Below are 24,105 nucleotides of genomic sequence, written 5' to 3' on the forward strand. Positions count from 1 at the left end.
ACAGGCTAGCCGCCCAACGCTTCCTCCATAAGCATCGCTTCCGCCTCCGCCAGGATCTCGTCCGAGCCCTCGCCGTAGACCGTCTCGCGGCCGATCTCGAGCATCACCGAGACGGCGAGGGGGGAGACCCGCGGGAGGGGCTGGTGGACGAGGCGGCCTTTCATGCGGGTGAGGAGCGCGGCCAGGCGCTCGAGGTCGAGGAGGCCGGTGGCGGCGTCGGCGCGGGCGGCGCGCAGGAGGACGTGGTCGGGCTCGTGGCGGCGCAGGACGTCGTAGACGAGGTCGGTCGAGACCGTCACCTGGCGTTGGGTCTTCTTCTGTCCGGGGAAGTTGCGCTCGATCAGCCCGGCGATCACCGCGCAGTAGCGGAAGGTGCGCTTCATCAGGGCGGATTCCTCGAGCCACTCCTCGAGGTCGTCGCCGAGCATGTCCTGCGCGAAGAGCTCGGCCAGGAAGCCGGGGTTGCGCGCCTCCTCCAGCGAGAGGTCGCGCAGGCCCCACACGGCGAGGCCGTAGTCGTTGCAGACGAAGCCGAGCGGCTTGAGGCGGGCGCGCTCGAGGCGTCGCGTCAGCAGCATGCCGAGCGTCTGGTGCGCGAGGCGGCCCTCGAACGGGTAGGCGACGAGGTAGTGGCGCCCCGCGCGGGGGAAGGTCTCGACGAGGAGCCCATCGCGCGAGGGCAGGAGCGAGCGCTCGGCTTGCGCCTCGAGCAGCTCGACGAGCTGGGCGGGCAGCCGCTCCCAGCTGTCGCGGTCGGCGAGGAAGCCGCGCACGCGCTCCGCGAGGAAGGTCGAGAGCGGGAACTTGCCGCCGGCCCAGGAGGGGATCTTCGGGTCGGTGCCCGCGCTCGCGCGCGAGACGAGGGCGGCGTCCTCGGTCAGGCCGTGGAAGGTGAGCACCTCGCCGGCGAAGAGGAACGTGTCGCCGGGCGTCAGCGTCTCGGCGAAGTACTCCTCCACCTCGCCGAGCACGCGCCCGCCCCGCGAGAGCGGCCGTCCGGCGGCCGCGGGGCGGCCGAGGCGGACCTTGACCATCGTCGCCTCGACGATGGTGCCGACGTTCATGCGGTACTGCTGCGCGACGAAGCGGTCGCGCACGCGCCAGCGCCCGTCCGGCCCCTCGACGATGCGCGCGAAGCGCTCGTAGGCGCGCAGCGCGTAGCCGCCGGTGGCGACGAAGCTCATCGCCTTGTCGAAGGTCTCGCGGTCGAGCCCGCGATAGGGCGCCGCGCCGTGCACCTCGGCGTAGAGGTCGTCGGCCCGGAAGGGCTCGGCGCAGGCCATGCCGAGGATGTGCTGGGCGAGCACGTCCAGCGCGCCGGGATGCGGGTCGGGCGTGTCCTGCGCGGCCTCCTCGACCGCGTCCAGCGCGGCGCGGCACTCGAGGATCTCGAAGCGGTTGGCGGGGACGAGATAGGCCTTCGAGGGGTCGTCGAGGCGATGGTTGGCGCGCCCGATGCGCTGGATGATCCGGCTCGCGCCCTTGGGCGCGCCGACGTTGATCACGAGGTCGACGTTGCCCCAGTCGATGCCGAGATCGAGCGTCGAGGTGCACACCACGGCCTTCAACTTGCCCGCGGCCATCGCCGCCTCCACTCGGCGGCGCTGCTCGACGTCGAGCGAGCCGTGATGGAGCGCGATGGGCAGCGCATCCTCGTTGAGGCGCCACAGTGCCTGGAAGACGTACTCCGCCTGCATGCGGGTGTTGACGAAGACGAGCGAGGTGCCGTGCGTGCGGATCAGCCGGTAGATCTCCGGCATCGCCGCCGCCGCGGTGTGCCCGGCCGCCGGCAGGATCGGGCCCTCAAGCATGCGGATGTCGGGGGCCGCGCCCGGGGGCGCGATCACGATCTCCGCGGGGCGGGTCGCGTCCGCCGTCAGGTAGCGGGCGAGCACGGCGGGATCGCGCACGGTCGCCGAGAGGCCCACCGCGGACGCCTGCGGCGCGAGGGCGAAGAGCCGCGCCAGGCCGAGCGCGAGCAGGTCGCCGCGCTTGGAGGGCGCGAGCGCGTGCAGCTCGTCGAGGACGATGCGGCGCAGGTTCGCGAACAGGTCGCGCGCGTCGGGGTGGGCGAGGAGCAGCGCCAGCTGCTCCGGGGTGGTGAGCAGGATGTCGGGGGGCCGCGCGATCTGGCGGGCGCGCTTGTGGGAGGGCGTGTCGCCGGTGCGGGTCTCGATGGTGAGCGAGAGGCCCATCTCGGCGGCGGGCGCCTCGAGGTTGCGCGCGACGTCGACGGCGAGCGCCTTCAACGGCGAGACGTAGAGCGTGTGCAGCGTGCGCCGGTTCGCGCGCGCGTGCCGTGCGCCCGACAATTCGACGAGGGAGGGCAGGAAGCCGGCGAGCGTCTTGCCGGCGCCGGTGGGCGCGACCAGCAGCGCCGAGCGGCCGGCCTCGGCGAGCCCGAGCAGCGCGAGCTGATGGGCGCGCGGCGCCCAGCCGCGGCCGGCGAACCAGGCCTGGAAGGCCTCCGGGAGGATCGCCGGCGCGGGGGCCGGCGGGGGAGCGGGAGCGGTCGGCACCGGCGCGATATGGGGTCGGCGCGGGCCGCGGACCAGACGGTGCGCGTCCGCGTCAGGGCATCGACGCCTCCGGCGACCTCCGCGCGGCGTCGAGCGCCACGATCCGTGGCCAGGCGGCCGCGAGCGCGGATGAGGTCACGCCGCGCAGGCGCGTCGCGATCAGCCGCATGGCGACCGAGGGCAGCGTGCGCGTCAGCGCCACGAGGGTGCCCGCCGCGATGTCGTCGGCGCAGAGCGAGCGGGGTACCCAGGCGACGCCGAGGCCGGCGCGGGCGCATTGCAGCGCGGCGGTGGTGAGCGCGGTCTCGAGCCGCACGCGCAGGCGCAGGCTCCCGCGCAGCGGGGCGAAGACGCGCGCGCGCTGCACCGCGCCGAGGAAGACGTCCTCCGGATAGGCGACGATCGGCAGCTCGCCGCGCACCCAGCCCTCGTCCAGGGCGCCGAGCGCCGCGCGGGCGGCGACGGGGACGAGCGTCTCGGTGCCGATGGTCTCGACCACGAGGTAGTCCGCGCCGTCGAGGGGTGCGCTGCCGTCGACGTCGTAGACGAGCGCGAGGTCGGCCTGCCGCGTCAGCAGCAGCGCCAGGCACTCGTCGCGGTTCGCCGAGCGCAGCCGCACGTCGAGGTCGAGCCCCGAGACCCGCTCGACCAGCGTCGGCGCCGTCGCCGTGGTGATCGCATGCTGGCAGGCGATGACGATCCGCGAGCGCGCGGCCTCGGCGTCATCGCGGAAGTGGGCGGAGAGCTCGCGCAGGCCCGCCGCGATCTCGCGCATGGCGTCGAGCCGGGCGAGGACGTGCGGCAGCGGGCGGGCCGGCTTGGCGCTGCGGTCGAACAGCCGCACGCCGAGGCTCTCCTCGATCGTGCGCAGGCGTCGCGAGAAGGCGGGCTGCGTCACCCGGCGGCGCTCGGCGGCGGCCTGGAAGGAGCCCGTCTCCGCCACCGCCAGGACGTCCTCGATCCAGTCGTGCCGCATCCCGCGCCCTCCCCCTAGGCCCGAGATCATGCCGAACGTGCATGATCTCGGGCGTATTTGGCATTTGATCGCCCGCCCTGTCGAGCCGCAGGATCGGCCTCGACGTTCTTCGGAGGGCCGTTCATGCATCTCGCCCGCATCCCGCGCATCCGGGTGGCGCACCTGCCGACCCCGCTCGAGCCGCTCCAGCGCCTGAGCGCCGAACTCGGCGGGCCGGAGATCTGGATCAAGCGCGACGACTGCACGGGGCTCTCGACGGGCGGCAACAAGACCCGCAAGCTCGAGTTCCTGATGGCCGAGGCGGTGGCCGAGCGCGCGGACGTCGTGCTCACGCAGGGCGCGACGCAGTCGAACCACGCCCGCCAGACGGCGGCCTTCGCGGCGCGGCTGGGGCTCGCCTGCCACATCCTGCTCGAGGACCGCACCGGCTTTCGCGACGCGGGCTACACCGACAACGGCAACGTCCTGCTCGACCGCCTGCACGGCGCCACGATCGAGCATCGCCCCGGCGGCACCGACATGAACGCGGCGCTCGACGAGGTCCGCGCCCGGATGGCGGCCGAGGGCCGCCGCCCCTACGCCATCCCCGGCGGCGGCTCGAACCCGACGGGGGCGCTCGGCTACGTCGACGCCGCCCAGGAGCTGATGGCGCAGGCCGACGCGATGGGGCTCGCGATCGATCACCTCGTCCACGCGACGGGCAGCGCCGGCACGCAGGCGGGGCTCGTGGTGGGGCTGAAAGGGGTGAACGCCAAGGTGCCGCTGCTCGGCATCGGCGTGCGCGCGCCGCGCGAGAAGCAGGAGCAATCGGTCTTCGCGCTCGCCTGCGCCACCGCAGAGCGGCTCGGGGTGCCCGGCATCGTGGCGCGTGAGGACGTGGTCGCGAACACCGACTACGTCGGTGCCGGCTACGGCATCCCGACGCCCGGCATGGTCGAGGCGCTGGAGATGTTCGCCCGGCTCGAGGGCATCCTGCTCGACCCGGTCTATTCGGGGAAGGGGGCGGCGGGGCTGATCGACCTCGTCCGCAAGGGGCGCTTCGCCAAGGGAGAGCGGATCGTCTTCCTGCACACCGGCGGATCCGCCGGCCTGTTCGGCTACGGCTTCGCGCTCGACGCGCCGAAAGAGCGCGCGGCGTGAGGCTCGCCACGACGACGACCACGACGACAAGAGGGGATCGACAGATGAGACGCATGCTTCGACACTTCGCTCTCGGCGCCTGCGCGCTCGGGGCGACGCTCGCCGCCGCGGCCGGGGCGCAGGCGCAGGACCTCTACGGCACGCTCGCCAAGATCGACGCGGCCAACGAGATCGTCATCGGCCACCGCGAGACCTCGATCCCGTTCTCCTGGGTCGGGTCCGACGGAGGCGCGCCGCAGGGCTACTCGGTCGACCTGTGCCTGCGCATCGCCGAGGCGGTGAAGGAGGAGCTCGGCAAGCCCGACCTCGCCGTGCGCTTCGTGCCGGTGACGCCGCAGACGCGCATCCCGCTGCTCGCCAACGGCACGATCGACATCGAGTGCGGCTCGACCACGAACAACCTCACCCGCCAGCAGCAGGTCGCCTACCTGCCGGTGACCTTCATCACCGGCACGAAGCTGCTGGTGAAGACGGACGCGGGCATCGAGACCCTCGACGACCTCGAGGGCAAGCGCATCGCGCTCGCGCAGGGCACGACCAACGAGCGCGTGATCAAGGCGGCGATCGAGGCCGGCGGGCTCGACATCGACGTGCTCAACGTCAAGGACCACGCCGAGGGCTTCCTCGCGCTGGAGACCGACCGCGTCGACGCCTACTCGACCGACCACATCCTGCTCTACGGCCTGATCACCAACGCGCGGGATCCGGAGAGCTACGCAGTCGTGGGCGACTTCCTCTCCTACGACCCCTACGCGCTGATGGTGCGGCGCGACGACAGCGCCTTCCAGCTGCTCGGCACCAAGGTGCTGGCGGACCTGTTCCGCACGGGCGAGATCGAGGAGATCTACGCCGAGTGGTTCCAGCCCTTCCCCACGAACGAGAACGTCTCCGAGCCGCCGACGGACCTGCTCCAGGCCGCCTGGCGCCTGAACGCCCTGCCCGAGTGAGCATCGCCGACGAGCCCGGCGCCGCGCGCGCCGGGCTCGGATTTGCGCACGCGCGGCGTCGTGGAGACGACGGGAGCGCGTCCCGCCTGCTCCTTCCCCTGCAGGGAAGGACGGACGCGCCGCAGCGGCGCGGGCGTTGACCGACCGGAGGGGAGCGGGGGCGCATGAGCTACAACTGGAACTGGGGTGTCCTCCTCCAGGACCCCTATCTCGGCTGGCTGATCTCCGGCGTCGGCTGGACGCTCGCGGTCTCCGCCGCGGCCTGGGTGATCGCCTTCGCGCTCGGCTCGATCGTGGGCGTGGCGCGCACCCTGCCGAACCGGTTCGTGCGCGGCGCCGCCACCGCCTATGTCGAGCTGTTTCGCAACATCCCGCTGCTCGTGCAGCTGTTCCTCTGGTACTTCGTCGTGCCCGAGCTCCTGCCGGAGGACTGGGGGCGCTGGGTGAAGCGCGACCTGCCGCTGCCGGAATACACGACCGCGGTCGTGGGGCTCGGCTTCTACACCGCCTCGCGGGTGGCCGAGCAGGTGCGGTCCGGCATCGAGTCGATCCCCCGCGGCCAGACGCTCGCGGGCTACGCCAGCGGGCTGACGACGGGCCAGCTCTACCGCTGGATCCTGCTGCCGGTGGGCTATCGCCTGATCATCCCGCCGCTGACGTCGGAATTCCTGACGATCTTCAAGAACTCCTCGCTGGCGCTGACGATCGGCGTGCTCGAGCTCACCGCGCAGAGCCGGCAGATCACGGAATACACCTTCCAGGGCTTCGAGGCCTTCACCGCCGCGACCGTGATCTACGTCGTCATCACGCTGTCGGTCACCGCGGCCATGGGCCTCGTGGAGCGCCGCGCGCGGATGCCCGGCTTCATCGCGGGAGGGCGCTAGAGCCATGTCGTTCGACCTCGCCGTGATCGTCGACGCACTGCCCTTCCTCGCGCAGGGGCTCGGCCTCTCGCTGCTGCTCACCGTGCTCGCGGCCGTGGGCGGGATCGTGCTGGCCGTCGTGCTCGCGCTCATGCGCCTGTCGGGCTTTCGCGTGCTGCGCATCGTCTCGGCGGCCTACGTCAACTTCTTCCGCTCGATGCCGCTGATCCTGGTGATCTTCTGGTTCTTCTTCCTGGTGCCGCTGATCATCGGCCGGCCGGTGGGCGGCTTCTACTCGGCGCTGATCGCCTTCACCCTGTTCGAGGCGGCCTACTATTCCGAGATCGTGCGGGCGGGAATCCAGTCCGTCTCCCGCGGCCAGGTGGCCGCCGCCTACGCCACGGGCCTGCGCTACGGGGCGACGATGCGTTTCGTCGTGCTGCCGCAGGCCTTCCGCAACATGACGCCGGTGCTGCTGACCCAGGCGATCATCCTGTTCCAGGACACGAGCCTCGTCTTCGTCGTCTCGCTGCGCGACTTCATGACCGCGACCACCATCGTCGCCCGCAACGAGGGCCGGCTCGTGGAGATGTACGTCTTCGCCGCGGCGGTGTACTTCGTGATCTGCTTCAGCGGCTCGATGTGGGTCCGGCGCCTGCAGAGGAGACACGCGACATGATCGAGATCCGCGACCTCGACAAGCGCTACGCCGACTTCCACGTGCTCAAGCGCTGCAGCACCAGCGTGGCCAAGGGCGAGGTGGTCGTCGTCTGCGGCCCGTCGGGCTCGGGCAAGTCGACGCTGATCAAGTGCGTCAACGGCCTCGAGCCGTTCCAGGGCGGCTCGATCACCGTCGACGGGATCTCGGTCGGCGACAAGCGCACCGACCTGCCTGCCCTGCGGGCGCGGATCGGCATGGTGTTCCAGAATTTCGAGCTGTATCCGCACATGACGGTGATGCGCAACATCTGCCTCGCGCAGGAGAAGGTGCTCGGGCGCCCGCGCGCGGAGGCCGAGGCGAAGGCGGCATCGCTGCTGGCTCGCGTCGGGCTCTCCGACCAGGCGCACAAGCACCCCGGCCAGCTCTCCGGCGGCCAGCAGCAGCGCGTCGCCATCGCCCGCGCCCTGGCCATGGACCCCATCGCCATGCTGTTCGACGAGCCGACCTCCGCGCTCGACCCGGAGATGATCTCCGAGGTGCTCGACGTCATGGTCGAGCTCGCGCAGGAGGGCATGACGATGATGGTCGTCACCCACGAGATGGGCTTCGCCCGCAAGGTGGCCGACCGGGTCGTGTTCATGGATTCGGGCGAGATCGTCGAGGACGCCGACACCGCGAGCTTCTTCGGCTCGCCGCGCAGCCCGCGGGCGCAGGCCTTCCTCTCGAAGATCCTCGACCACGTGTGAGCGCTGCGCCGCCGGAGCGCGGCGCATGCCCCCATGCACGGGCGGTCGTCGACCGCGCCGCGTCGATCTGCTAGGCGGAAGGCCTCGCAGCGATCGACCGGGAGCCTCCATGCGCCTCATCGCAGCCCTCGCGGCACCGCTCCTCGGCTTCGGCCTCGCCTTCGGCCTCGCCGCGGCAGGTCCGCTGGCGGCGCAGCCGCTCGATCCGCAGGCCGCCGCGCTTCGCGCCGGCGAGACGGTGCTGGCCCCCGGCTACGCCGCGCTCGCCGAGGCGACGGCGGCGCAGGCGTCCGCCTGGGAGACGGCCTGCGCGGGGCCCGGCCGCGCCATCGACCGCGCCCCCCTCGACGCCGCCTACCACGCCGCCGCCGACGCCTACGCGCGCATCGAGCCGGTGCGATGGGGCCCCGTGTCGGAGGATTTCCGGTTCGAGCGCCTCGCCTTCTGGCCCGAGCGGCGCAACGCGTCGGGCCGCGCGCTGGCGCAGCTGGAGGATCTCCCGGACGAGACGCTGCTCGCGCCCGAGCGCTTCGGCGAGACCTCCGTCGCCGGCCAGGGCTTCACGGCGCTGGAGCGGCTCCTGTTCGACGCGGACACCCGCGACGCCCTCGCCGGGGGCGGGGCGCGGGCGCCGCGGCTCTGCCGCATCGGCCAGGCGATCGCGGGCGCGCTGGCGGAGACTGCCGGCGAGGTTTCGCGGGCCTGGGTGGAGAGCACCCTGCCGACGCTCGCGGGCGACGCCGGCGAGGCGCGGCGCGCCGCGACGCGGCTCGTCACCGATGCGCTCTCGGGCCTCGAGGCGATCGAGACGCTGAAGCTCGGCCTGCCGCTGGGCGGGGATCTCGCGGATGCGCGCGCCCCCCGTGCCGAGATGTGGCGCTCCGGGCGCTCGTCGCGGCAGATCGCGCTCAACCTGGAGGGCATCAAGGCGCTGGTGCGCGCTCTCGTCGGCGGCGACGAGGCGATTGCGCCGGACACGCTGCGCGCCCTCGATCAGGCCCGGCGTCTCGCCGCCTCCGCGCCCGCGGATCTCGGCGAGGCCGCCGCCGACCCCGATCGGCGCGGGCGCATCCTGCTGCTCTCCGCCGCCGTCGCGACCGCACGCGGCAACGCGGCGACCGAGGTTCCCCCGGCGCTCGGCGTGGTCACGGGCTTCAACGCGCTCGACGGGGACTGACTTGACGATCGGTCGCAGGACCTTCCTCGCGGGGCTCGGCGCCGCGCTGGGTACGGCGCTCGCGGGCGGGCGGGCGCGGGCGGCCGAGCCCGTCTACGTCGCCTGCGCGCAGGCGGGAGACGGATCGCAGCGCGTGTGCGCCTTCACGATCGAGGGCCGGCTCCTGTTCTCCACCGCGCTGCCCGAGCGCGGGCACGACGTCGCCGCGCGGCCGGGGACGCGCGAGCTCGTCGTCTTCGCCCGCCGGCCGGGCGGGTGGATGGCGGTCGTCGATCGGGATACGGGCGCGGTGAGCCGCGTCGTCCTCGCCGCGCAGCGCCGGCACTTCTACGGCCACGGCGCCTTCTCCGCCGACGGGCGGCTGCTCTGGGCGACGGAGAACCGGATCGAGACCGGCGACGGTGTGCTCGGCGTCTACGACTGCGCGGCGGGCTACGCGCGCATCGGCGAGGTGCCGACCGGCGGCATCGGCCCGCACGACCTCGCGCTGCTCCCTGGAGAGGGCACGCCGCGGCTCGTGGTGGCGAACGGCGGCATCCGCACGCATCCCCGGTCGGGCCGCGAGATCCTCAACGCGGGTTCGCTGGAGCCGAGCCTCGCGGTTCTGCGGCCGGAGGACGGTGCGGTCGAGGCGGTCGACGACCTCGGCTCGGATCTCGCCGACCTCTCGATCCGGCATCTCTCGGTGGCGCCGGACGGTGAGAGCGTGTTCGGCTGCCAGTTCGCCGGGGATCCCCTCGCCGTCGTGCCGCTGGTCGGCGCGCGCGACGCGTCCGGCCGGGTGCGGCTGTTCGAGATGCCCGAGGACGACCTCGCCTCGATGGACAACTACGTCGGCTCGGTGGCGCTCGACCCGTCGGGCGCGATCGTCTGCGCGACGAGCCCGCGCGGCTCGGTCGCCGCCTTCTTCGAGCGGGCGAGCGGGCGCTACCTCGGCCGCCGGCGCATGTCCGACGTCTGCGGCGCCGCGCCGGGAGCGGTGGCGGGGACGTTCCTGGTGACGTCCGGCAACGACGGCGTGGCGATCGCCCGCGTGAGCGAGGGCGACCTCGCCGATCTCGGCGCGGCGCTGGCGTCGACCGTGTGGGACAACCACGCGCTCCGGATCTGAGCGGGGCCGTTGCGCGTTGGCCCGCCGTGACTATCTCATGGCGAGGTCGGATGCAGAGCAACGCGCGGGAGGACCAGATGCGCCTCGACGAGCCCTTCACCGCAGAGGAGATGGAGGCCATGCGCCGCGCCGGGCGCGAGGACGAGGCGCGCACGCTGCGCGACGCGTTCGACAAGGCCCGCGCCCTCGGCAAGCGCCTGCCCTTCGCGCAGGACGTGCTCGCCGCCTATTTCTGCGTCCAGGACCCGACGACGCCGCGCCGGGTGAAGTGGATCCTGCTCGGCGCGCTCGCCTACTTCGTGCTGCCGACCGACCTCGTGGCGGATTTCCTCCCCGTCCTCGGCTTCACCGACGACCTCGCCGTCCTCACCGCCGCCTTCGGCGCGGTCGCGACGTCGATCCGGCCGGAGCATCGGGAGGAGGCGCGCAGGGCGATCGCGGAGGGGTGATGGCCGACGCCTCGTAGCCCGCGGAACCGCCCGGCCGCCCCCCGACTTCCCCTCCCGTCTCGCCGCAGCCGGGAGCCCCCATGTCCGCCGACGCCTTCCTCGCCCCCTGGAGCGACCTCCTGCGCATCGTCGTCGTGGGCGCGCTCGCCTATGCCGGGCTCGTCCTGTTCCTGCGCATCACGGGCAAGCGCACGCTGACCAAGCTCAACGCCTTCGACCTCGTGGTCACGGTGGCGCTCGGCTCGACGCTCGCGACGATCCTGCTCAGCCGCGACGTGGCGCTGGCGGAGGGCCTCACGGCCTTCGCGCTGCTGATCGCGCTGCAATGGCTCGTGACCTTCGCCTCGGTACGCTCGCGGCGCTTCCAGACGCTGGTGAAGGCGACGCCGACGCTGCTCGTGCATCGCGGCGCGATCCTGGAGGACGCATTGCGCGAGGAGCGGGTGAGCCGCGAGGAGGTGCTCGCCGTGGTGCGCTCGTCCGGCGCGACCGACCTCGCGGAGGTGGGCGCCGTCGTGCTGGAGACGGACGGGTCGTTCTCCGTGCTCTCCGTCGCGCCCGAGCCCGACGCCGGGCGCTCGTCGCTGGCGACGGTGGAGGCTCCGGGGAACGGCGCGCGCGATCAGGCGAGCCAGCGCTTGCGGCGCTTGTAGCTCTTCACCTCGCGGAAGCTCTTGCGGTCGGCGCCGGCGACGCCGAGGTAGAACTCCTTCACGTCCTCGTTCTCGCGCAGCATCTTCGCGTCGCCGTCCATGACGACGCGGCCGGTCTCGAGGATGTAGCCGTAGGTGGCGTAGCGCAGCGCCATGTTGGTGTTCTGCTCGGCCAGCAGGAAGGACACGCCCTCCTTGGCGTTGAGGTCCTTCACGATCTCGAAGATCTCCTCGACGATCTGCGGGGCGAGGCCCATGGAGGGCTCGTCGAGCAGGATCATCTTCGGCCGGCTCATCAGGGCGCGGCCGATGGCGCACATCTGCTGCTCGCCGCCAGACGTGTAGCCGGCCATCGATCCCTTCCTCTCGCGAAGCCGCGGGAAGTAGGCGTAGACCTTCTCCATGTCCTCCTTGATCGCGGCGTTGCCGTCGCGCCGCGTGAAGGCGCCGGTGAGCAGGTTCTCCTCGATCGTGAGGTGGCCGAAGCAATGGCGGCCCTCCAGCACCTGGATGCAGCCGCGGCGCACGAGCTCGTTGGGCGAAAGCGTCTCGATGCGGTTGCCGTCGAACTCGATCGAGCCCTTGGTGACCTCGCCGCGCTCCGCGCGCAGCAGGTTCGAGATCGCCTTGAGCGTGGTCGTCTTGCCGGCGCCGTTGGCGCCGAGGATGGCGACGATGCCCTGCTTGGGCACGGTGAGCGAGACGCCCTTCAGCACAAGGATGACGTGATCGTAGATCACCTCGATGTTGTTCACCGACAGGATCGGCGCCGCCGCGGCGGGCGCGGGCGTCTCGGTCGAGGCGGGGGTCGCGAGTGCGGTCATCGGGCGGGGCTCTTCGTCGCTGGAGAAGTGGCGGAGCGCCCCGCGTGCGGGCCGCTCCTTCGTCCTTCCCTGTCGGGGAAGGTGGATCGGCGGAAGCCGCCGCCCGACGGTCGGGCGACGGACCCCACCCCTGGCCGCCTTCGGCGGCACTCCCCTCCCCGACGGGGAGGGAGGCGACGTCAATTGTCGCAGCTCTCGGTGCGCTGCGGCCAGCCGGCGTTGGCGGAGGCGTATTCCTGGGCGGCCGCGAGGATGAGCGGCCGCACGCGGTCCGTCATCGGCTCGGTCCAGTCCTGGCCCACCGTCCACTTCTCGCCGTCCCACTCGGCCACGAAGACGTCGTGGTTGCCTGAATGGTTCTCGCAGGTGACGTTCAGCGGGGCTGCGAAGCCCGTCATGCCCATCTCCGCGAGACGCTCCTCGGAGACGTTCAGGTTCTCCAGCCCGCGGCGGACGTCCTCACCCGTGACGACGTCCTTGCCGGTGATCTCCTGCGCGGTGCGGATCGCCTCGGCGATCAGCATCGAGTTGTAGAGGCCGCGGTTGTAGAGCATGTCGCCCACGCGCTCGCGCGGGAACTGCGACAGGCCCTTGTCGTGCACGTGGGTGATGACGTCCTGGATGAAGGGGAAGTCCGTGCCCGCGCCGTTGAAGGAGAGCGCCTTGTAGCCCGCGGCGTCCGCGCCGCCGGCCCGGGCGTCCTCGTCGCCGCCGGCCCACCACACGCCGATCATGTTCTCGATCGGGAAGCCGGTGCGGATCGCCTCGCGCACCGCGGTGGGGTTCATGGCGCCCCAGCCCTGGAGGTAGATGTAGTCCGGCCGGTCGCGGCGGATGTTGAGCCACACCGAGCCCTGGTTCTGCATGTCCTGCGCGGCGACGGGATAGAGCTTCAGCTCGAAGCCGTGCTCCTCCGCGAGCGCCTCGAGCACCGGGATCGGCTCGCGGCCGTAGGGCGCGTCGAGGTGGAGGAGGCCGACCGTCTTGCCGGCGAGGCTCTCGAAGCCGCCCTCGCGCTCGGCGATGTGCTTCACGAAGACGGAGGCGCCGTCCCAGTAGGTGACCGGCGGGTTGAACACCCACGGGAAGGTCTCGCCGTCGGCCGAGGCCGAGAGGCCGTAGGCCATGGAGAGCACCGGGATCCCGTCGACCGCCGCGCGCGGGATCAGCTGGAGCGTGATGCCCGTGGAGTAGGGATTGACCACCACCGGGTTCTTGGCGCGCACCGACTCGTAGCACTCCACGCCGCGCTTGGTGTCGTAGCCGGTCTCGCACTCCTCGATGATGATCGGCACGCCGCCGATGCCGCCGTCGCGCTCGTTGAGCATGGTGAGGTAGTCGTGCATGCCGTCGGCGATCGGGATGCCCGAGCCGGCGAAGGCGCCGGTGCGGTAGGTCAGGAGCGGCACGTAGATGCCCTCCGGGGTCTGCGCGCTCGCCGGGGCGACGAGCGCGGTCGTCGATACGATCGCGCCCGCGATCGCGGCGATGGTCAGGTGGCGTAGCGACATGGCGTTGTTGTCCTCCCTCGCGTTCCTGTCGGTGGCCGGAACTCCGGCCGTTCCCTCTCTCGGCTCCGGGGCCTTCGTTGTTGTCGCCGTTCCCTAGTAGGGGAACGGCCAGACCCGGAGCTTCTGCTTGCCGATCTGCCAGAGCCGCGCAAGGCCGTGCGGCTCGACGATCAGGAAGAAGATTATCAGCGCGCCCACGATCATGAAGCGCAGGTGCTCGATCGTGGCGGCACCCACGGAGATGCCGAAGGGCTCCGTGATCGCCGGCAGCACGATGCCGAGCCCGATCGGCAGCATGAAGATCAGCGCCGCGCCCATGAACGACCCGATCAGCGATCCCAGCCCGCCGATGATGATCATGAACAGGATCAGGAACGACTGGTCGATGTTGAAGACGTTGTACTCGGCGCCGCCGTACCACAGGAACACCATCATCGCCCCGGCCACGCCCACGAAGTAGGACGAGCAGGCGAAGGCCATCAGCTTGGCGTGGAGCGGGCGGATGCCGATGAGCTCGGCGGCGATGTCCATGTCGCGGATCGCCATCCACTGCCGGCCGATGCGGCCGTGGACGAGGTTCGACGCGAGCCAGGTCAGCCCGATGACGAGCGTGAGCACGACGAGGTAACGCGCCTGTGCGGTGGCGGTGGCGCCGGTGATCGGCACGCCGAAGAGCGTCGTCAGCGGCGCCTCGATCGCCCCGGAGATGTTGTAGTTGTACAGCCAGGGGATCCGGTTGAAGCACCATTGCAGGAAGAACTGTGCCGCGAGCGTCGCCACCGCGAGGTAGAAGCCCTTGATCCGCAGGGAGGGCAGGCCGAAGAAGACGCCGACCGCCGCCGAGAAGAAGCCCGACATCAGGATCCAGACGACGACGTTCACCTCGGGGAACGCGGTCATCAGCTTGTAGCAGGCGTAGGCCCCCACCCCCATGAAGGCGCCGGTGCCCAGCGACAGGAGGCCGGCGTAGCCGACGAGGATGTTGAGCCCGATCGCCGCGAGCGAGAAGATCAGGAACGGGATCAGCACCGCCTGGAGCAGGAAGTCCGAGCCGAACGCGCCCGCGGCGTAGGCGGCCGCGATGATCACGGCGATGCCGATGCGATCCTGCTTCAAGGGGAAGATCGCCCGATCCGCCTGGTAGCTCGTCTTGTACTGGCCCGACTCGCGATAGATCACGACCTTGTCCTCGCTCTGGCTCCTTCCCTCCTCGGGAAGGCCGAAGGCCCCGAGGGACCCCACCCTGGGCTCGCCGCGCGAGCCGTTCCCTCCCCGACGCGGAGGGTCAGACGCGCTCGATGATCTTCTCGCCGAACAGGCCCTGCGGCCGGAACAGGAGGAAGATCAGCGCGATGACGTAGGCGAACCAGCTCTCGATGCCGCCGCCGATGATCGGGCCCCAGTAGAACTCGCCGAGCTTCTCGCCGATTCCGATGATCAGCCCGCCGACGATGGCGCCGGGGATCGAGGTGAAGCCGCCGAGGATCAGCACGGGCAGCGCCTTCAAGGCGATGATCTGCAGCGCGAAGGACACGTCCGAGCGCGCGCCCCACATGATGCCCGTCACCAGCGCGACGATCCCCGCCGCGAACCAGACGATGACCCAGATCTGGTTGAGCGAGATGCCCACCGACAGCGCCGCCTTGTGGCTGTCGGCCACCGCGCGCAGGGCGCGGCCGATGCGCGTCTTGGAGAAGAACACGCCGAGCGTCGCGATCATGATCGAGGCGATCACGGCGGCGGCGATGTCGAGGTGCTGGATGCGGACGTAGCCGCCGGCGAGCTCGAAGTCGCTGGCGCCGGTGGGCAGCATCAGCTCGCGCGTGATCATCTGCTTGGGCTCGCCGCCGAAGACGAGCTCGCCGAAGCCGATGAGGAAGTAGGTCAGGCCGAAGGTGGCCATGAACAGGATGATGTCGGGCTGGTTCACCAGCGGGCGCAGCACCACGCGCTCCACCGTCCAGGCGAGCGCGAACATCACCGCGATGGCGAGCACGAGCGCCAGGATGGCGGGCACGCCCATGGCGTAGAAGCCGACCAGGGTCAGCGCGGCGAACACGACCATGATGCCCTGGGCGAAGTTGAACACGCCAGAGGCCTTGAAGATGAGCACGAAGCCCAGCGCGATCAGCGCGTAGAGCACGCCCGAGACGAAGCCCTCCCAGAGCGTCTGCACCAGGAGGTCCGGCATCTCGACCATGAGCGCGAAGGGCTCGACGAAGATCTCGGAGAGGAGGTCCATGGATACGCGTCGCTCCTCAGTGCGGGACGCCGAGATAGGCGTCGATGACGGCCTGGTTCGCCTTCACCTCGTCGGGCGTGCCGTCGGCGATCTTGCGGCCGTACTCGAGCACGACGACGCGGTCCGACAGGTCCATGACGACGCCCATGTCGTGCTCGATCAGCGCGATCGTGGTGCCGAACTCCTGGTTCACGTCCAGGATGAAGCGCGACATGTCCTCCTTCTCCTCGAGGTTCATGCCGGCCATCGGCTCGTCGAGCAGCAGCAGCTCCGGCTCCATGGCGAGCGCGCGGCCGAGCTCGACGCGCTTCTGGAGGCCGTAGGGCAGCTTGCCCACCGGCGTCTTCCGGATGTGCGGGATCTGCAGGAAGTCGATGATGTCCTCGACCTTGCGCCGGTGCTCCACCTCCTCGCGCATCGCCGGCCCGAAGCGGACGAGCTGCCAGAAGACGTTGGCGCGCATCTTCAGCGAGCGCCCGGTCATGATGTTGTCGAGCGTCGACATGCCCTTGAACAGCGCCACGTTCTGGAAGGTGCGCGCGATGCCGCCGGCGGCCGCCTCGTGCGGGCGCATCTTCTGGCGGGTCTGCCCCTTGAAGGTGATGCGCCCCTCGGTGGGGTGGTAGAAGCCGTTGATGCAGTTGAGCATCGACGTCTTGCCGGCGCCGTTGGGGCCGATGATGGCGCGGATCTCGCCCTTGCGGATGTCGAAGGAGACGTCGGTGAGCGCCTTCACGCCTCCGAAGCCGAGCGAGACGTTCTCCACCGCGAGGAGCACCTCCCGCGAAGCGGCGTCCGGCCTGGCGACGCCGGCGGGCGCGGGGGCCGGCAGCGTTGCGACCCGCTCGACGGTCGTATTCGCGTTCATCGGGCGATCTCCTGGCGGACGCTTCCTCGATCGAGGGACGCTCGTCCCGCGGAGGCGACAGGGGCCTGGGGCGTGGGGGGCCGTCGGAAGGCCGCCCCCGGGCTCGGAGGCCCGCATCGACGTCCCGGTGCCTCCTGCACGCCCCACACCCCCCGCCCCTCTCCACGAGGGAGAGGGGAGCACGTCGCGCCTGTCGCCGACGTCGGACCACAAACCATCGCCGGGTGGGCGCTCGAGCAGGAGTGGCGATCCGCGCATGCGGGTCGCCTCCGTTCTCCCCTCCCCCTCGTGGGGAGGGGCCGGGGGTGGGGGGCGCGCAGGACGATCTCGACGCCCATGCCGAGCGCGCGCCGTCGCGACGGCTCGGACGATGCCCCGGACGGCGTGAGCATCACGGCCTGGAAGAGGTCGGAAGTGATCGGCTCTCCGGTCCGAGAGAGGGGGGCGACGTCGGGGCTCGTCATTCCGCCGCCTCCCGCATCGGCGCCGCGGCCTCGACCGGGTGGACCGTCATGTCGCGGATCTTCACGCGCGCGGCGATGACGCCCTTGCGGCCGTCCTCGAAGGTGACCTCCGTCCTGATGTCGGCCTCGTCCGATCCGTCGTAGAGGGCGCGCACCAGCGGCTCGTAGCGCTCGGCGATGAAGCCGCGGCGCACCTTCTGGGTGCGGGTGAGCTCGCCGTCGTCGGCGTCGAGCTCCTTGTGCAGGATGAGGAAGCGCTTGATCTGCGCGCCGCCCATCATCGGCTCGGCGGCGAGCGAGCGGTTCACCTCGTCGACGTGCTCGGCGATCATCTCGTACACGCGCGGATGCTGCGCCAGCTCCTGGTAGGAGGCGTAGACGACATTGTTGCGCTCGGCCCAGTTGCCCACAGCCGTGAGGTCGATGTTGACGAACGCGGCGACGTAGTCGCGCTCGTGCCCGTAGGCGACCGCCTCCTTGATGTTGGGATAGAACTTGAGCTTGTTCTCGACGTACTTGGGCGGGAACAGCGAGCCGTCGTTCAGCTTGCCGACGTCCTTGGCGCGGTCGATGATCTTCAGGTGGCCGTTCTCGGCGAAGAAGCCGGCGTCGCCCGAGCGCACGAAGCCGTCGGGCGTCTTGGTCTCGGCGGTCTTGGCCTCGTCCTTGTAGTAGGCCTGGAACACGCCCGGCGAGCGGAACAGGACCTCGCCGTTGTCGTCGATCCTGATCTCGACGCCGGGCACCGGCCGGCCCACCGTGTCGGCGTAGATCTCGCCGTCCGGCTGCATGGTGACGTAGACCGACGCCTCCGTCTGCCCGTAGAGCTGCTTGAGGTTCACGCCGATCGAGCGGTAGAAGCGGAAGATCTCCGGCCCGATCGCCTCGCCCGCGGTGTAGCCGACCTTGATGTCGGTGAGCCCGAACCGGTTGCGCAGCGGGGCGTAGACGAGGAAATCCCCGATCGCGTAGAGCGCGCGGTCGAAGGCGCCCACCCGCTCGCCGTTGAGGATCCGCTCGCCGACCTTGCCGGCGTGGTCGATGAAGAAGCGGAACATCGCGCGCTTGAGCCGCCCCGCGTCCTCCATGCGCACCATGGTCAGCGTCAGCATGTTCTCGAACACGCGCGGCGGCGCGAAGGCGTAGGTCGTGCCGATCTCGCGGCGGTCCTCGACGATCGTCTCGGGGCTCTCCGGGCAGTTGACGCACAGGCCCGCGAGGATCGCCTGCGCGTAGGAGAAGATGTGGTCGCCGACCCAGGCGAGCGGCAGGTAGGCGATGATCTCGTCGCTCTCGTCGAGCCGGTCGAAATCGCAGCCCATCTTCGCCGCGGCGAGCACGTTGTCGTGGGTGAGCATCACGCCCTTGGGCCGGCCGGTCGTGCCCGACGTGTAGAGGATGATGGCGAGATCCGCGCCCGAGCCCGCGGCCAGCGCGCCGTCGATCGTGGCGGCGAGGTCGGGATCGCGGGCGAGCCGCGCCTCGCCCTCGGCGATGAGCTCGGTCAGCGGATGCAGGCGGGAATGGTCGTAGTCGCGCAGGCCCCGGGGCTCGTCGTAGAGGACGTGCCCGAGGGTCGGGACGTCGGCGGCGACGGAGAGCAGCTTGTCGACCTGCTCCTGGTCCTGCACCACGGCGGTCACGACCTCGGCGTGGGCCAGCACCCAGGCCATCTCCTCGGCGACCGAATCCGCGTAGACGGGGACCGGCACCGCGCCGATCCACTGCGCCGCGGCGATCGCCCAGTAGAGGCGCGGGCGGTTCGCACCCACGATCGCGACCTTGTCGCCCTTGCGCACGCCCAGCCCGTGCAGCCCCGCGGCGAAGCCGCGAACGCCGTCGTGCACGCGGCCCCAGTCCCACGATTGCCAGATGCCGAGGTCCTTGTGGCGAAACGCGGTGCGCCGCGGCCGGACGCGGGCGTTGCGCACGATCAGCTTCGGAAACGTGTCCTCGCGCGCGGCGTCTGCCGTCGTCACGGGCTTCTCCCTGTCTCGTCGCCCACGGGCCGTTTTCGGCCTCTGCGGACGCGCGTGTTCCCTCTCCGGATGCGCGGTGGGCCGCGTTCTCTCCGTTTTGTGAGCCTATTAGTACCCGCGGCATGCCCGGGGGCAAGTCCCGACTTTCTGATGAGGCAGCGCGCCGCGGGCCCCGTCTCGCGACGGCGCGCGTTCTTGCAAATCGAGGCGCCCGCCCGCATGGTGCCGCTGGGTCGGGACGCGAGCCACACGGGGGAGAGGTTGAGCGCCACCGGGAGCGCGACACGGCACGGCCGCCCGCTCGTCTGGCACCTCGCCGTCTTCGGTGCGGCGCTGACGGCGCCGGTCTTCGTCTTCGTCGCCATCCTGATGTGGTGGGTGGCGCAGGCCGAGGAGGCGCGCTACGAGCGCTCGACCGAGAGTCGCGCGGTCGAGATCGCCGCCGCCGTCGACCGGGAGCTCACCGGCCTCGCCGCGGCGGCGCGGGCGCTCGCCACCGATCCCGCCCTCGCCGAGGGGCGCCTCGAGGTCTTCGCCGGCCGGGCCATGGGCGCCATCGGGTCCGCCGAGGCCGCCGTGCTGGTGACGACGCGCGACGGCGAGCGCCTGCTCGACACCCGCCTGCCCCGCAGCGCGCTGCCCGCCCCGCCGGACCCGGCCTACGCCTGGGAGCGGCTGTCCCCGGGCGGCGCCCTCGTCTCCGACCTCGTCGTCGCCGATGCCGCCGGGGGCGCGCCCGGCGAGCCGATCGTGACGGTCAGCGCGCGCACGCTCGTCGGCGACGCGGTGCCCGCCCTCGTCAGCATCGCCCTGCCGAGCCGCGTGCTGCTCGAGGGCCTGGGCGTCCGCGAGCCGCTCGTCGCCGCGCTGTTCGATCGGCGTGGGGTCCTCCTCGCGCGCTCGCGCGATCACGCGGCCTTCGTCGGCTTGCAGGCGCCGGCGACCCTGTTCGAGCGCACCTCGGGAGCGCCGGACGTGTTCCGGGCGCGCACGCGCGACGGCGTGCCGAGCCTGTTCGGCCACGCCCACACGCGGCTCGGGCAATGGACGGTGCTCGCCTTCGTGCCCGAGAGCGTGGCTTCCGCCTCGGCGCGGACGATGGTCGGAACGCTCGCGCTCCTGGGCCTGACCCTCGCCGCGCTGGCGGGCGGGCTCGCGACGCTGTTCGGGCGTCGCGCCGCGGCCGCGATCCGCCGCGTGCGGCGCATGGCCCGGCTCGTCGGCCAGGGCGAGACGCCCGATCCGGTCGCGACATCGGTGCGCGAGGCGAACGAGGTCGGCGAGGCGCTGGCCCAGGCGGCGCGCGACCTGCGCGACCGCTCCGCCGACCTCGCGGCGTCCGAGCGGCGGCTGACCGAGACCCTCGACAACCTGATCGCGCTCGTCGCCGTGCTCGAGCCCGACGGCACGCTCGTCGACATCAACCGCGGCCCCCTGCGCGCCATCGGTCGCGCGCGCCAGGAGGTGCTGGGCCGCAAGCTGTGGGAGATCCTGCCCGGAGGCGGCGAGGCGCCGGCGCGGGAGGCCCTGCGCCGGCTGGTGCGCGAGGCCGCCGCCGGCGGTGCGCCCCGCACCGACCTCGACGCCCCCCTCGCCGACGGCTCGCGCATCGTGCTCGACGTGCAGATCGCCCCCTTGCGCGACGCCGACCGGCACGTCTCGCGCCTCGTCGTCTCGGCGCTCGACGTCACCGAGCGCGAGCGCGCCGGCGCCTCCCTGCGGGAGAGCGAGGAGCGCCTGCGGCTCGCCATCGAGGCTGGGCGGCTCGGCTCCTGGGACGTCGCGCTCGCCACCGGCCGCTGCCTGGTCTCCGACCGCACCGCGGAGATCTTCGGCGTCGAGCCGCGGGCGCTCGCGCTGCAGGCGGACTGGCTGCAGTTCGTGCTGCCCGAGGACCGGGCGACGATCCAGGACGCCCTCGCGGCGGCGATCGCCGGGGACCGGCCCTACCGCACCGAGTTCCGCGTGGTGCGGCCGTCGGGCGAGATCCGCTACGTCGCCTCGAGCGCCGTGATCAAGCGCGACGCGCAGGGACGTGCCGAGCACGTCATCGGCGTGCATCTCGACGTCACCGACGAGCGCCGGGCCGAGGAGGAGCTGCGCCGGGCGGTCGATCTCCTCCAGGTCATCGGCGCGACGGCGCCCGACCCGATCTGGGTGCGCGACGCCAAGGGTCGCTTCGCCTTCGTCAACCCGGCGCTGGCCCGGATCGTCGGCACGCCGGCCGAGCGGCTCGTCGGCGCGACGGCCACCGGGAACGGGGAGGCGGGGGAGGCCGGGGGCGGCATCGCCGGCTTCGCCGACGACATGGCGGTGATCCGGGCCGGCGAGGGGCGCACGGTCGAGGAGGAGGGCGCGCCTCCCGGCGCGACGCGGCGGACCTACCTCGTCTCCAAGACGCCGATGCGCGACGAGCGCGGCCGCGTCTCGGGTCTCGTCTGCGTGGCGAGCGACATCTCCGAGCACAAGCGCGCGGAGGAGCGCCAGGCGCTGATGGTGCGCGAGCTCCACCACCGGGTGAAGAACTCGCTCGCGACCGTCCAGGCCATCGCCAACGCCACCGCGCGCACCGCGACCGACATCGCCGCCTTCCGCGAGGCGTTCAACGCACGCATCGTCTCGCTCGCGCGCACGCACACGCTGCTGACCGAGAACGCCTGGGGCGTCATCCCGCTGCGCGACCTGCTCGTCGCCGAGCTCGCGCCCTACGAGGGCACCGTACCGGGCGCGTCACCGGGCGCGTCACCTGGCGCGTCACTTGGCGCGTCATTTGGCGCGCGCTCCGGCGCGGCATCCGGCGCAGGGTCCGGCGGTCCGCAGGCGGAGTCGCGCGTCGCGATGCAGGGGCCCGACGTGGCGCTGCCGTCCGACGTCGCGCTCTCCATCGGCATGGCCGCGCACGAGCTCGCCACCAACGCCGTGAAGTACGGCTCGCTGTCGGTGCCGACGGGAACGCTGCGGGTCTCCTGGAACGTCGAGACGCACGGGGGGCGCCGGTCGCTGCGGCTGACGTGGGTCGAGCGCGGCGGCCCGCCGGTCGGCCCGCCGGCGCGCCAGGGCTTCGGCACGCGGCTCCTGCGCCACATGCTCGGCGGCCAGTTCAGCTCGGACGTCGACATGCGCTTCGACCGCGAGGGCCTCACCTTCACCCTCGACGTGCCGCTCGTCGAGCGCGCCGCCGCGGCCGAGTGAGCGCCGCTCGTCCCTCCCCCCTCGATCGCCGATCCGGCACGCGCGCGGTCGGCGCGCGCCCTCCAGCCCCGCGCAAGGCTCTCGCCCGATCCTCGTGTCACGAGAGGCGCCGGGAGCGGCGCGAGGAGGCCCCATGCTGGCGACGGCCCTGTCCTACCGGCTCGTGGCGAGCGACCTGCCGCGCTCGCTCGAGCGCACCGCGCAGACGCCCCAGACGGCGCGGGAGATCGAGTACTACCGGGAGAAGATCGGGCAGGTGAAGTCGATGGAGGACTTCCTCGCCGACGACCGGCTGTTCGCCTTCGCCATGAAGGCGCACGGCCTCTCCGACATGACCTATGCCAAGGGCTTCATGCGGAAGGCGCTCTCGGAGGGGATCGATTCCCGCGACGCCTTCGCCATGAAGCTCGTCGACCGCCGCTACCGGGACTTCGTCGAGGCCTTCAACTTCAAGCGCTACGGCGAGACGACGACGGTCTTCTCGCGCGCCGTGCAGGGCACGATCGACAAGTACGTCCGCCAGACCCTGGAGGAGACGCAAGGGGCTCAGAACGAGGGCGTGCGGCTCGCCCTCTATTTCGAGCGCAAGGCGTCGGGGCTCACGAGCCCCTACCAGATCCTCGCCGATCCCGCGCTCTCCCAGGTGGTGCGCACGGCGCTCGGGCTGCCCGACTCGATCCAGGGCGCGGACGTCGACAGGCAGGCGCGCCTGATCGAGGACCGCCTCGACCTCGCCGAGCTGAAGGACCCGGGCAAGCTCTCCGCCTTCCTCGAGCGCTTCGCCGCGCTCTGGGACGTCGCCAACCCGCCGGTGCCGCCGCAGGTGCCCACCATCGCGATCGGCCAGCCGGTGACCGCGCAGATCGGCTCGGACGTGCTGATGAGCCTCCAGTCGATCCGCTTCGGCCGCTGACGACGACGCGACCGAGAAAGCCAGCGAGACAGCCCGAGAGACCCGCCCCGATGCAGCCCTCCATCTACGTCGCCCTCTCCGGCCAGGTGGCGCTCGAGCGCCGCATGGAGACGATCGCCCGCAACGTCGCCAACATGTCGACCGTCGGCTACCGCGCCGACGAGGTGACCTTCGAGCAATTGCTCTCCACGGCGGGCAAGGACCCGGTGGCCTTCGCCTCGGCCGGCGAGACCTTCGTGTCGCGCAACGCCGGCGGGCTGCAGCAGACCGGCAACCTGCTCGACTTCGCGGTGGACGGCGACGCCTTCTTCGCCTTCGAGGGGCCCAACGGCCCGGTCTACACCCGAGACGGGCGCTTCTCGATGAACGCGAACGGCGAGCTCGTCACCGCCGCGGGCTACCGCGTGCTCGACGCGGGCGGCGCGCCGATCCAGCTCGACGCCGACGGCGGCCCGCCGGCGGCCTCGCGCGACGGCATGCTCCAGCAGAACGGCGTGCAGGTCGGCGCCATCGGCCTCTTCGCCATCCCCGAGGCGGCGCGGCTCGGGCGCTTCGAGAATTCCGGCGTGGTGCCCGACCTGCCCGCCGAGCCGGTGCTCGACTTCGTGGGCAACGGCGTGGCGCAGGGCTATACCGAGGGTGCCAACGTCAACCCGGTGCTCGAGATGACCCGGCTCGTGATGGTCTCGCGCGCCTTCGACGCGGTGTCGAAGACGATCGAGCAGTCGGAGCGCACGCAGTCGAGCGCGATCCGCACGCTCGGCGGGGAGGGCGGCGCCTGATGAGCGCGATCGTCGTCCCGCTCTCCGGCCCGCCCGCCGGCCTCGCGATGGACGCGCAGGCGCACGCGCGCATCGGCCGGCTCGAGGC

20 protein-coding genes are annotated in these 24,105 nt (G+C 71.9%); 12 read left to right on the forward strand and 8 right to left on the reverse strand.

Features of this window, described 5'->3' with window-relative positions; translation table 11 throughout:
- Positions 1-5: 5 nt before the first annotated feature.
- Both ACTZWW_RS14080 and ACTZWW_RS14085 read right to left on the reverse strand, forming a co-directional pair.
- Positions 6-2,519 carry a ligase-associated DNA damage response DEXH box helicase gene (locus ACTZWW_RS14080; RefSeq protein ID WP_444781593.1) on the reverse strand — a complete coding sequence of 838 codons (2,514 nt, stop codon included), beginning with the start codon at positions 2,517-2,519 and terminating at the stop codon, positions 6-8.
- Positions 2,520-2,571: 52 nt separating this feature from the next.
- Entirely contained in the window at positions 2,572-3,495 is a 924-nt protein-coding gene (locus tag ACTZWW_RS14085) for a LysR family transcriptional regulator (RefSeq protein WP_444781594.1), read from the reverse strand.
- 123 nt (positions 3,496-3,618) lie between these two features.
- Between ACTZWW_RS14085 and cuyA the strand changes: the two genes are divergently transcribed.
- The 9 genes from cuyA to ACTZWW_RS14130 all read left to right on the forward strand — a co-directional run bounded on the left by cuyA (position 3,619) and on the right by ACTZWW_RS14130 (position 11,242).
- A complete protein-coding gene (cuyA, locus tag ACTZWW_RS14090) occupies positions 3,619-4,635 on the forward strand; it encodes a D-cysteate sulfo-lyase (RefSeq protein ID WP_444781595.1) in 1,017 nt (338 codons plus the stop codon).
- A gap of 44 nt (positions 4,636-4,679) precedes the next feature.
- Positions 4,680-5,582, forward strand: coding sequence for an amino acid ABC transporter substrate-binding protein (locus tag ACTZWW_RS14095; RefSeq protein ID WP_444781596.1), 903 nt, complete (start codon positions 4,680-4,682; stop codon positions 5,580-5,582).
- A gap of 164 nt (positions 5,583-5,746) precedes the next feature.
- Entirely contained in the window at positions 5,747-6,466 is a 720-nt protein-coding gene (locus ACTZWW_RS14100; protein WP_444781597.1) for an amino acid ABC transporter permease, read from the forward strand.
- Positions 6,467-6,470: 4 nt separating this feature from the next.
- Positions 6,471-7,124: an amino acid ABC transporter permease gene (locus ACTZWW_RS14105; protein ID WP_444781598.1), complete on the forward strand. Its 654-nt coding sequence runs from the start codon at positions 6,471-6,473 to the stop codon at positions 7,122-7,124.
- Complete coding sequence (locus ACTZWW_RS14110) at positions 7,121-7,852, forward strand: amino acid ABC transporter ATP-binding protein (RefSeq protein ID WP_444781599.1); 732 nt, start codon at positions 7,121-7,123, stop codon at positions 7,850-7,852. Before ACTZWW_RS14105 ends, ACTZWW_RS14110 begins: the two co-directional genes overlap by 4 nt.
- A 109-nt stretch (positions 7,853-7,961) precedes the next feature.
- A complete protein-coding gene (locus ACTZWW_RS14115) occupies positions 7,962-9,029 on the forward strand; it encodes an imelysin family protein (protein ID WP_444781600.1) in 1,068 nt (355 codons plus the stop codon).
- A gap of 1 nt (position 9,030) precedes the next feature.
- Positions 9,031-10,140 carry a DUF1513 domain-containing protein gene (locus ACTZWW_RS14120; protein ID WP_444781601.1) on the forward strand — a complete coding sequence of 370 codons (1,110 nt, stop codon included), beginning with the start codon at positions 9,031-9,033 and terminating at the stop codon, positions 10,138-10,140.
- Between the two features lie 50 nt (positions 10,141-10,190).
- Positions 10,191-10,589 (forward strand): YkvA family protein, encoded by a 399-nt coding sequence (locus tag ACTZWW_RS14125; protein WP_444781602.1) that lies wholly within the window; start codon positions 10,191-10,193, stop codon positions 10,587-10,589.
- A gap of 80 nt (positions 10,590-10,669) precedes the next feature.
- The gene (locus ACTZWW_RS14130; protein ID WP_444781603.1) at positions 10,670-11,242 is read left to right on the forward strand and encodes a DUF421 domain-containing protein; all 573 of its coding nucleotides are present in this window, start codon (positions 10,670-10,672) and stop codon (positions 11,240-11,242) included.
- Here the strand turns inward: ACTZWW_RS14130 and ACTZWW_RS14135 are convergent.
- From ACTZWW_RS14135 to ACTZWW_RS14160, 6 genes are all read right to left on the reverse strand, one after another.
- A complete protein-coding gene (locus ACTZWW_RS14135) occupies positions 11,212-12,066 on the reverse strand; it encodes an ABC transporter ATP-binding protein (RefSeq protein WP_444781604.1) in 855 nt (284 codons plus the stop codon). The genes ACTZWW_RS14130 and ACTZWW_RS14135 overlap by 31 nt on opposite strands.
- Before the next feature lie 179 nt (positions 12,067-12,245).
- Positions 12,246-13,577, reverse strand: a complete 1,332-nt coding sequence (locus ACTZWW_RS14140) for an ABC transporter substrate-binding protein (protein ID WP_444781605.1) — start codon at positions 13,575-13,577, stop codon at positions 12,246-12,248.
- 93 nt (positions 13,578-13,670) lie between these two features.
- Entirely contained in the window at positions 13,671-14,756 is a 1,086-nt protein-coding gene (locus ACTZWW_RS14145; RefSeq protein ID WP_444781614.1) for a branched-chain amino acid ABC transporter permease, read from the reverse strand.
- 106 nt (positions 14,757-14,862) lie between these two features.
- The gene (locus tag ACTZWW_RS14150; protein WP_444781606.1) at positions 14,863-15,819 is read right to left on the reverse strand and encodes a branched-chain amino acid ABC transporter permease; all 957 of its coding nucleotides are present in this window, start codon (positions 15,817-15,819) and stop codon (positions 14,863-14,865) included.
- 16 nt (positions 15,820-15,835) lie between these two features.
- Positions 15,836-16,687 carry an ABC transporter ATP-binding protein gene (locus ACTZWW_RS14155; protein WP_444781607.1) on the reverse strand — a complete coding sequence of 284 codons (852 nt, stop codon included), beginning with the start codon at positions 16,685-16,687 and terminating at the stop codon, positions 15,836-15,838.
- A gap of 460 nt (positions 16,688-17,147) precedes the next feature.
- On the reverse strand, positions 17,148-19,130 hold the full coding sequence (locus ACTZWW_RS14160) for an AMP-dependent synthetase/ligase (RefSeq protein ID WP_444781608.1): 1,983 nt from the start codon (positions 19,128-19,130) through the stop codon (positions 17,148-17,150).
- Positions 19,131-19,391: 261 nt separating this feature from the next.
- Between ACTZWW_RS14160 and ACTZWW_RS14165 the strand changes: the two genes are divergently transcribed.
- The 3 genes from ACTZWW_RS14165 (at position 19,392) to flgF (ending at position 24,017) form a co-directional block, all read left to right on the forward strand.
- Positions 19,392-22,322 carry a PAS domain-containing protein gene (locus ACTZWW_RS14165; RefSeq protein WP_444781609.1) on the forward strand — a complete coding sequence of 977 codons (2,931 nt, stop codon included), beginning with the start codon at positions 19,392-19,394 and terminating at the stop codon, positions 22,320-22,322.
- Between the two features lie 133 nt (positions 22,323-22,455).
- Positions 22,456-23,235, forward strand: a complete 780-nt coding sequence (locus ACTZWW_RS14170) for a DUF1217 domain-containing protein (protein WP_444781610.1) — start codon at positions 22,456-22,458, stop codon at positions 23,233-23,235.
- 50 nt (positions 23,236-23,285) lie between these two features.
- Positions 23,286-24,017 (forward strand): flagellar basal-body rod protein FlgF, encoded by a 732-nt coding sequence (flgF, locus tag ACTZWW_RS14175; protein WP_444781611.1) that lies wholly within the window; start codon positions 23,286-23,288, stop codon positions 24,015-24,017.
- The last annotated feature ends 88 nt before the right edge of the window (positions 24,018-24,105 follow it).

This window comes from Salinarimonas sp. NSM, from assembly GCF_052380005.1.
Taxonomy (GTDB): Bacteria; Pseudomonadota; Alphaproteobacteria; order Rhizobiales; family Beijerinckiaceae; genus Salinarimonas.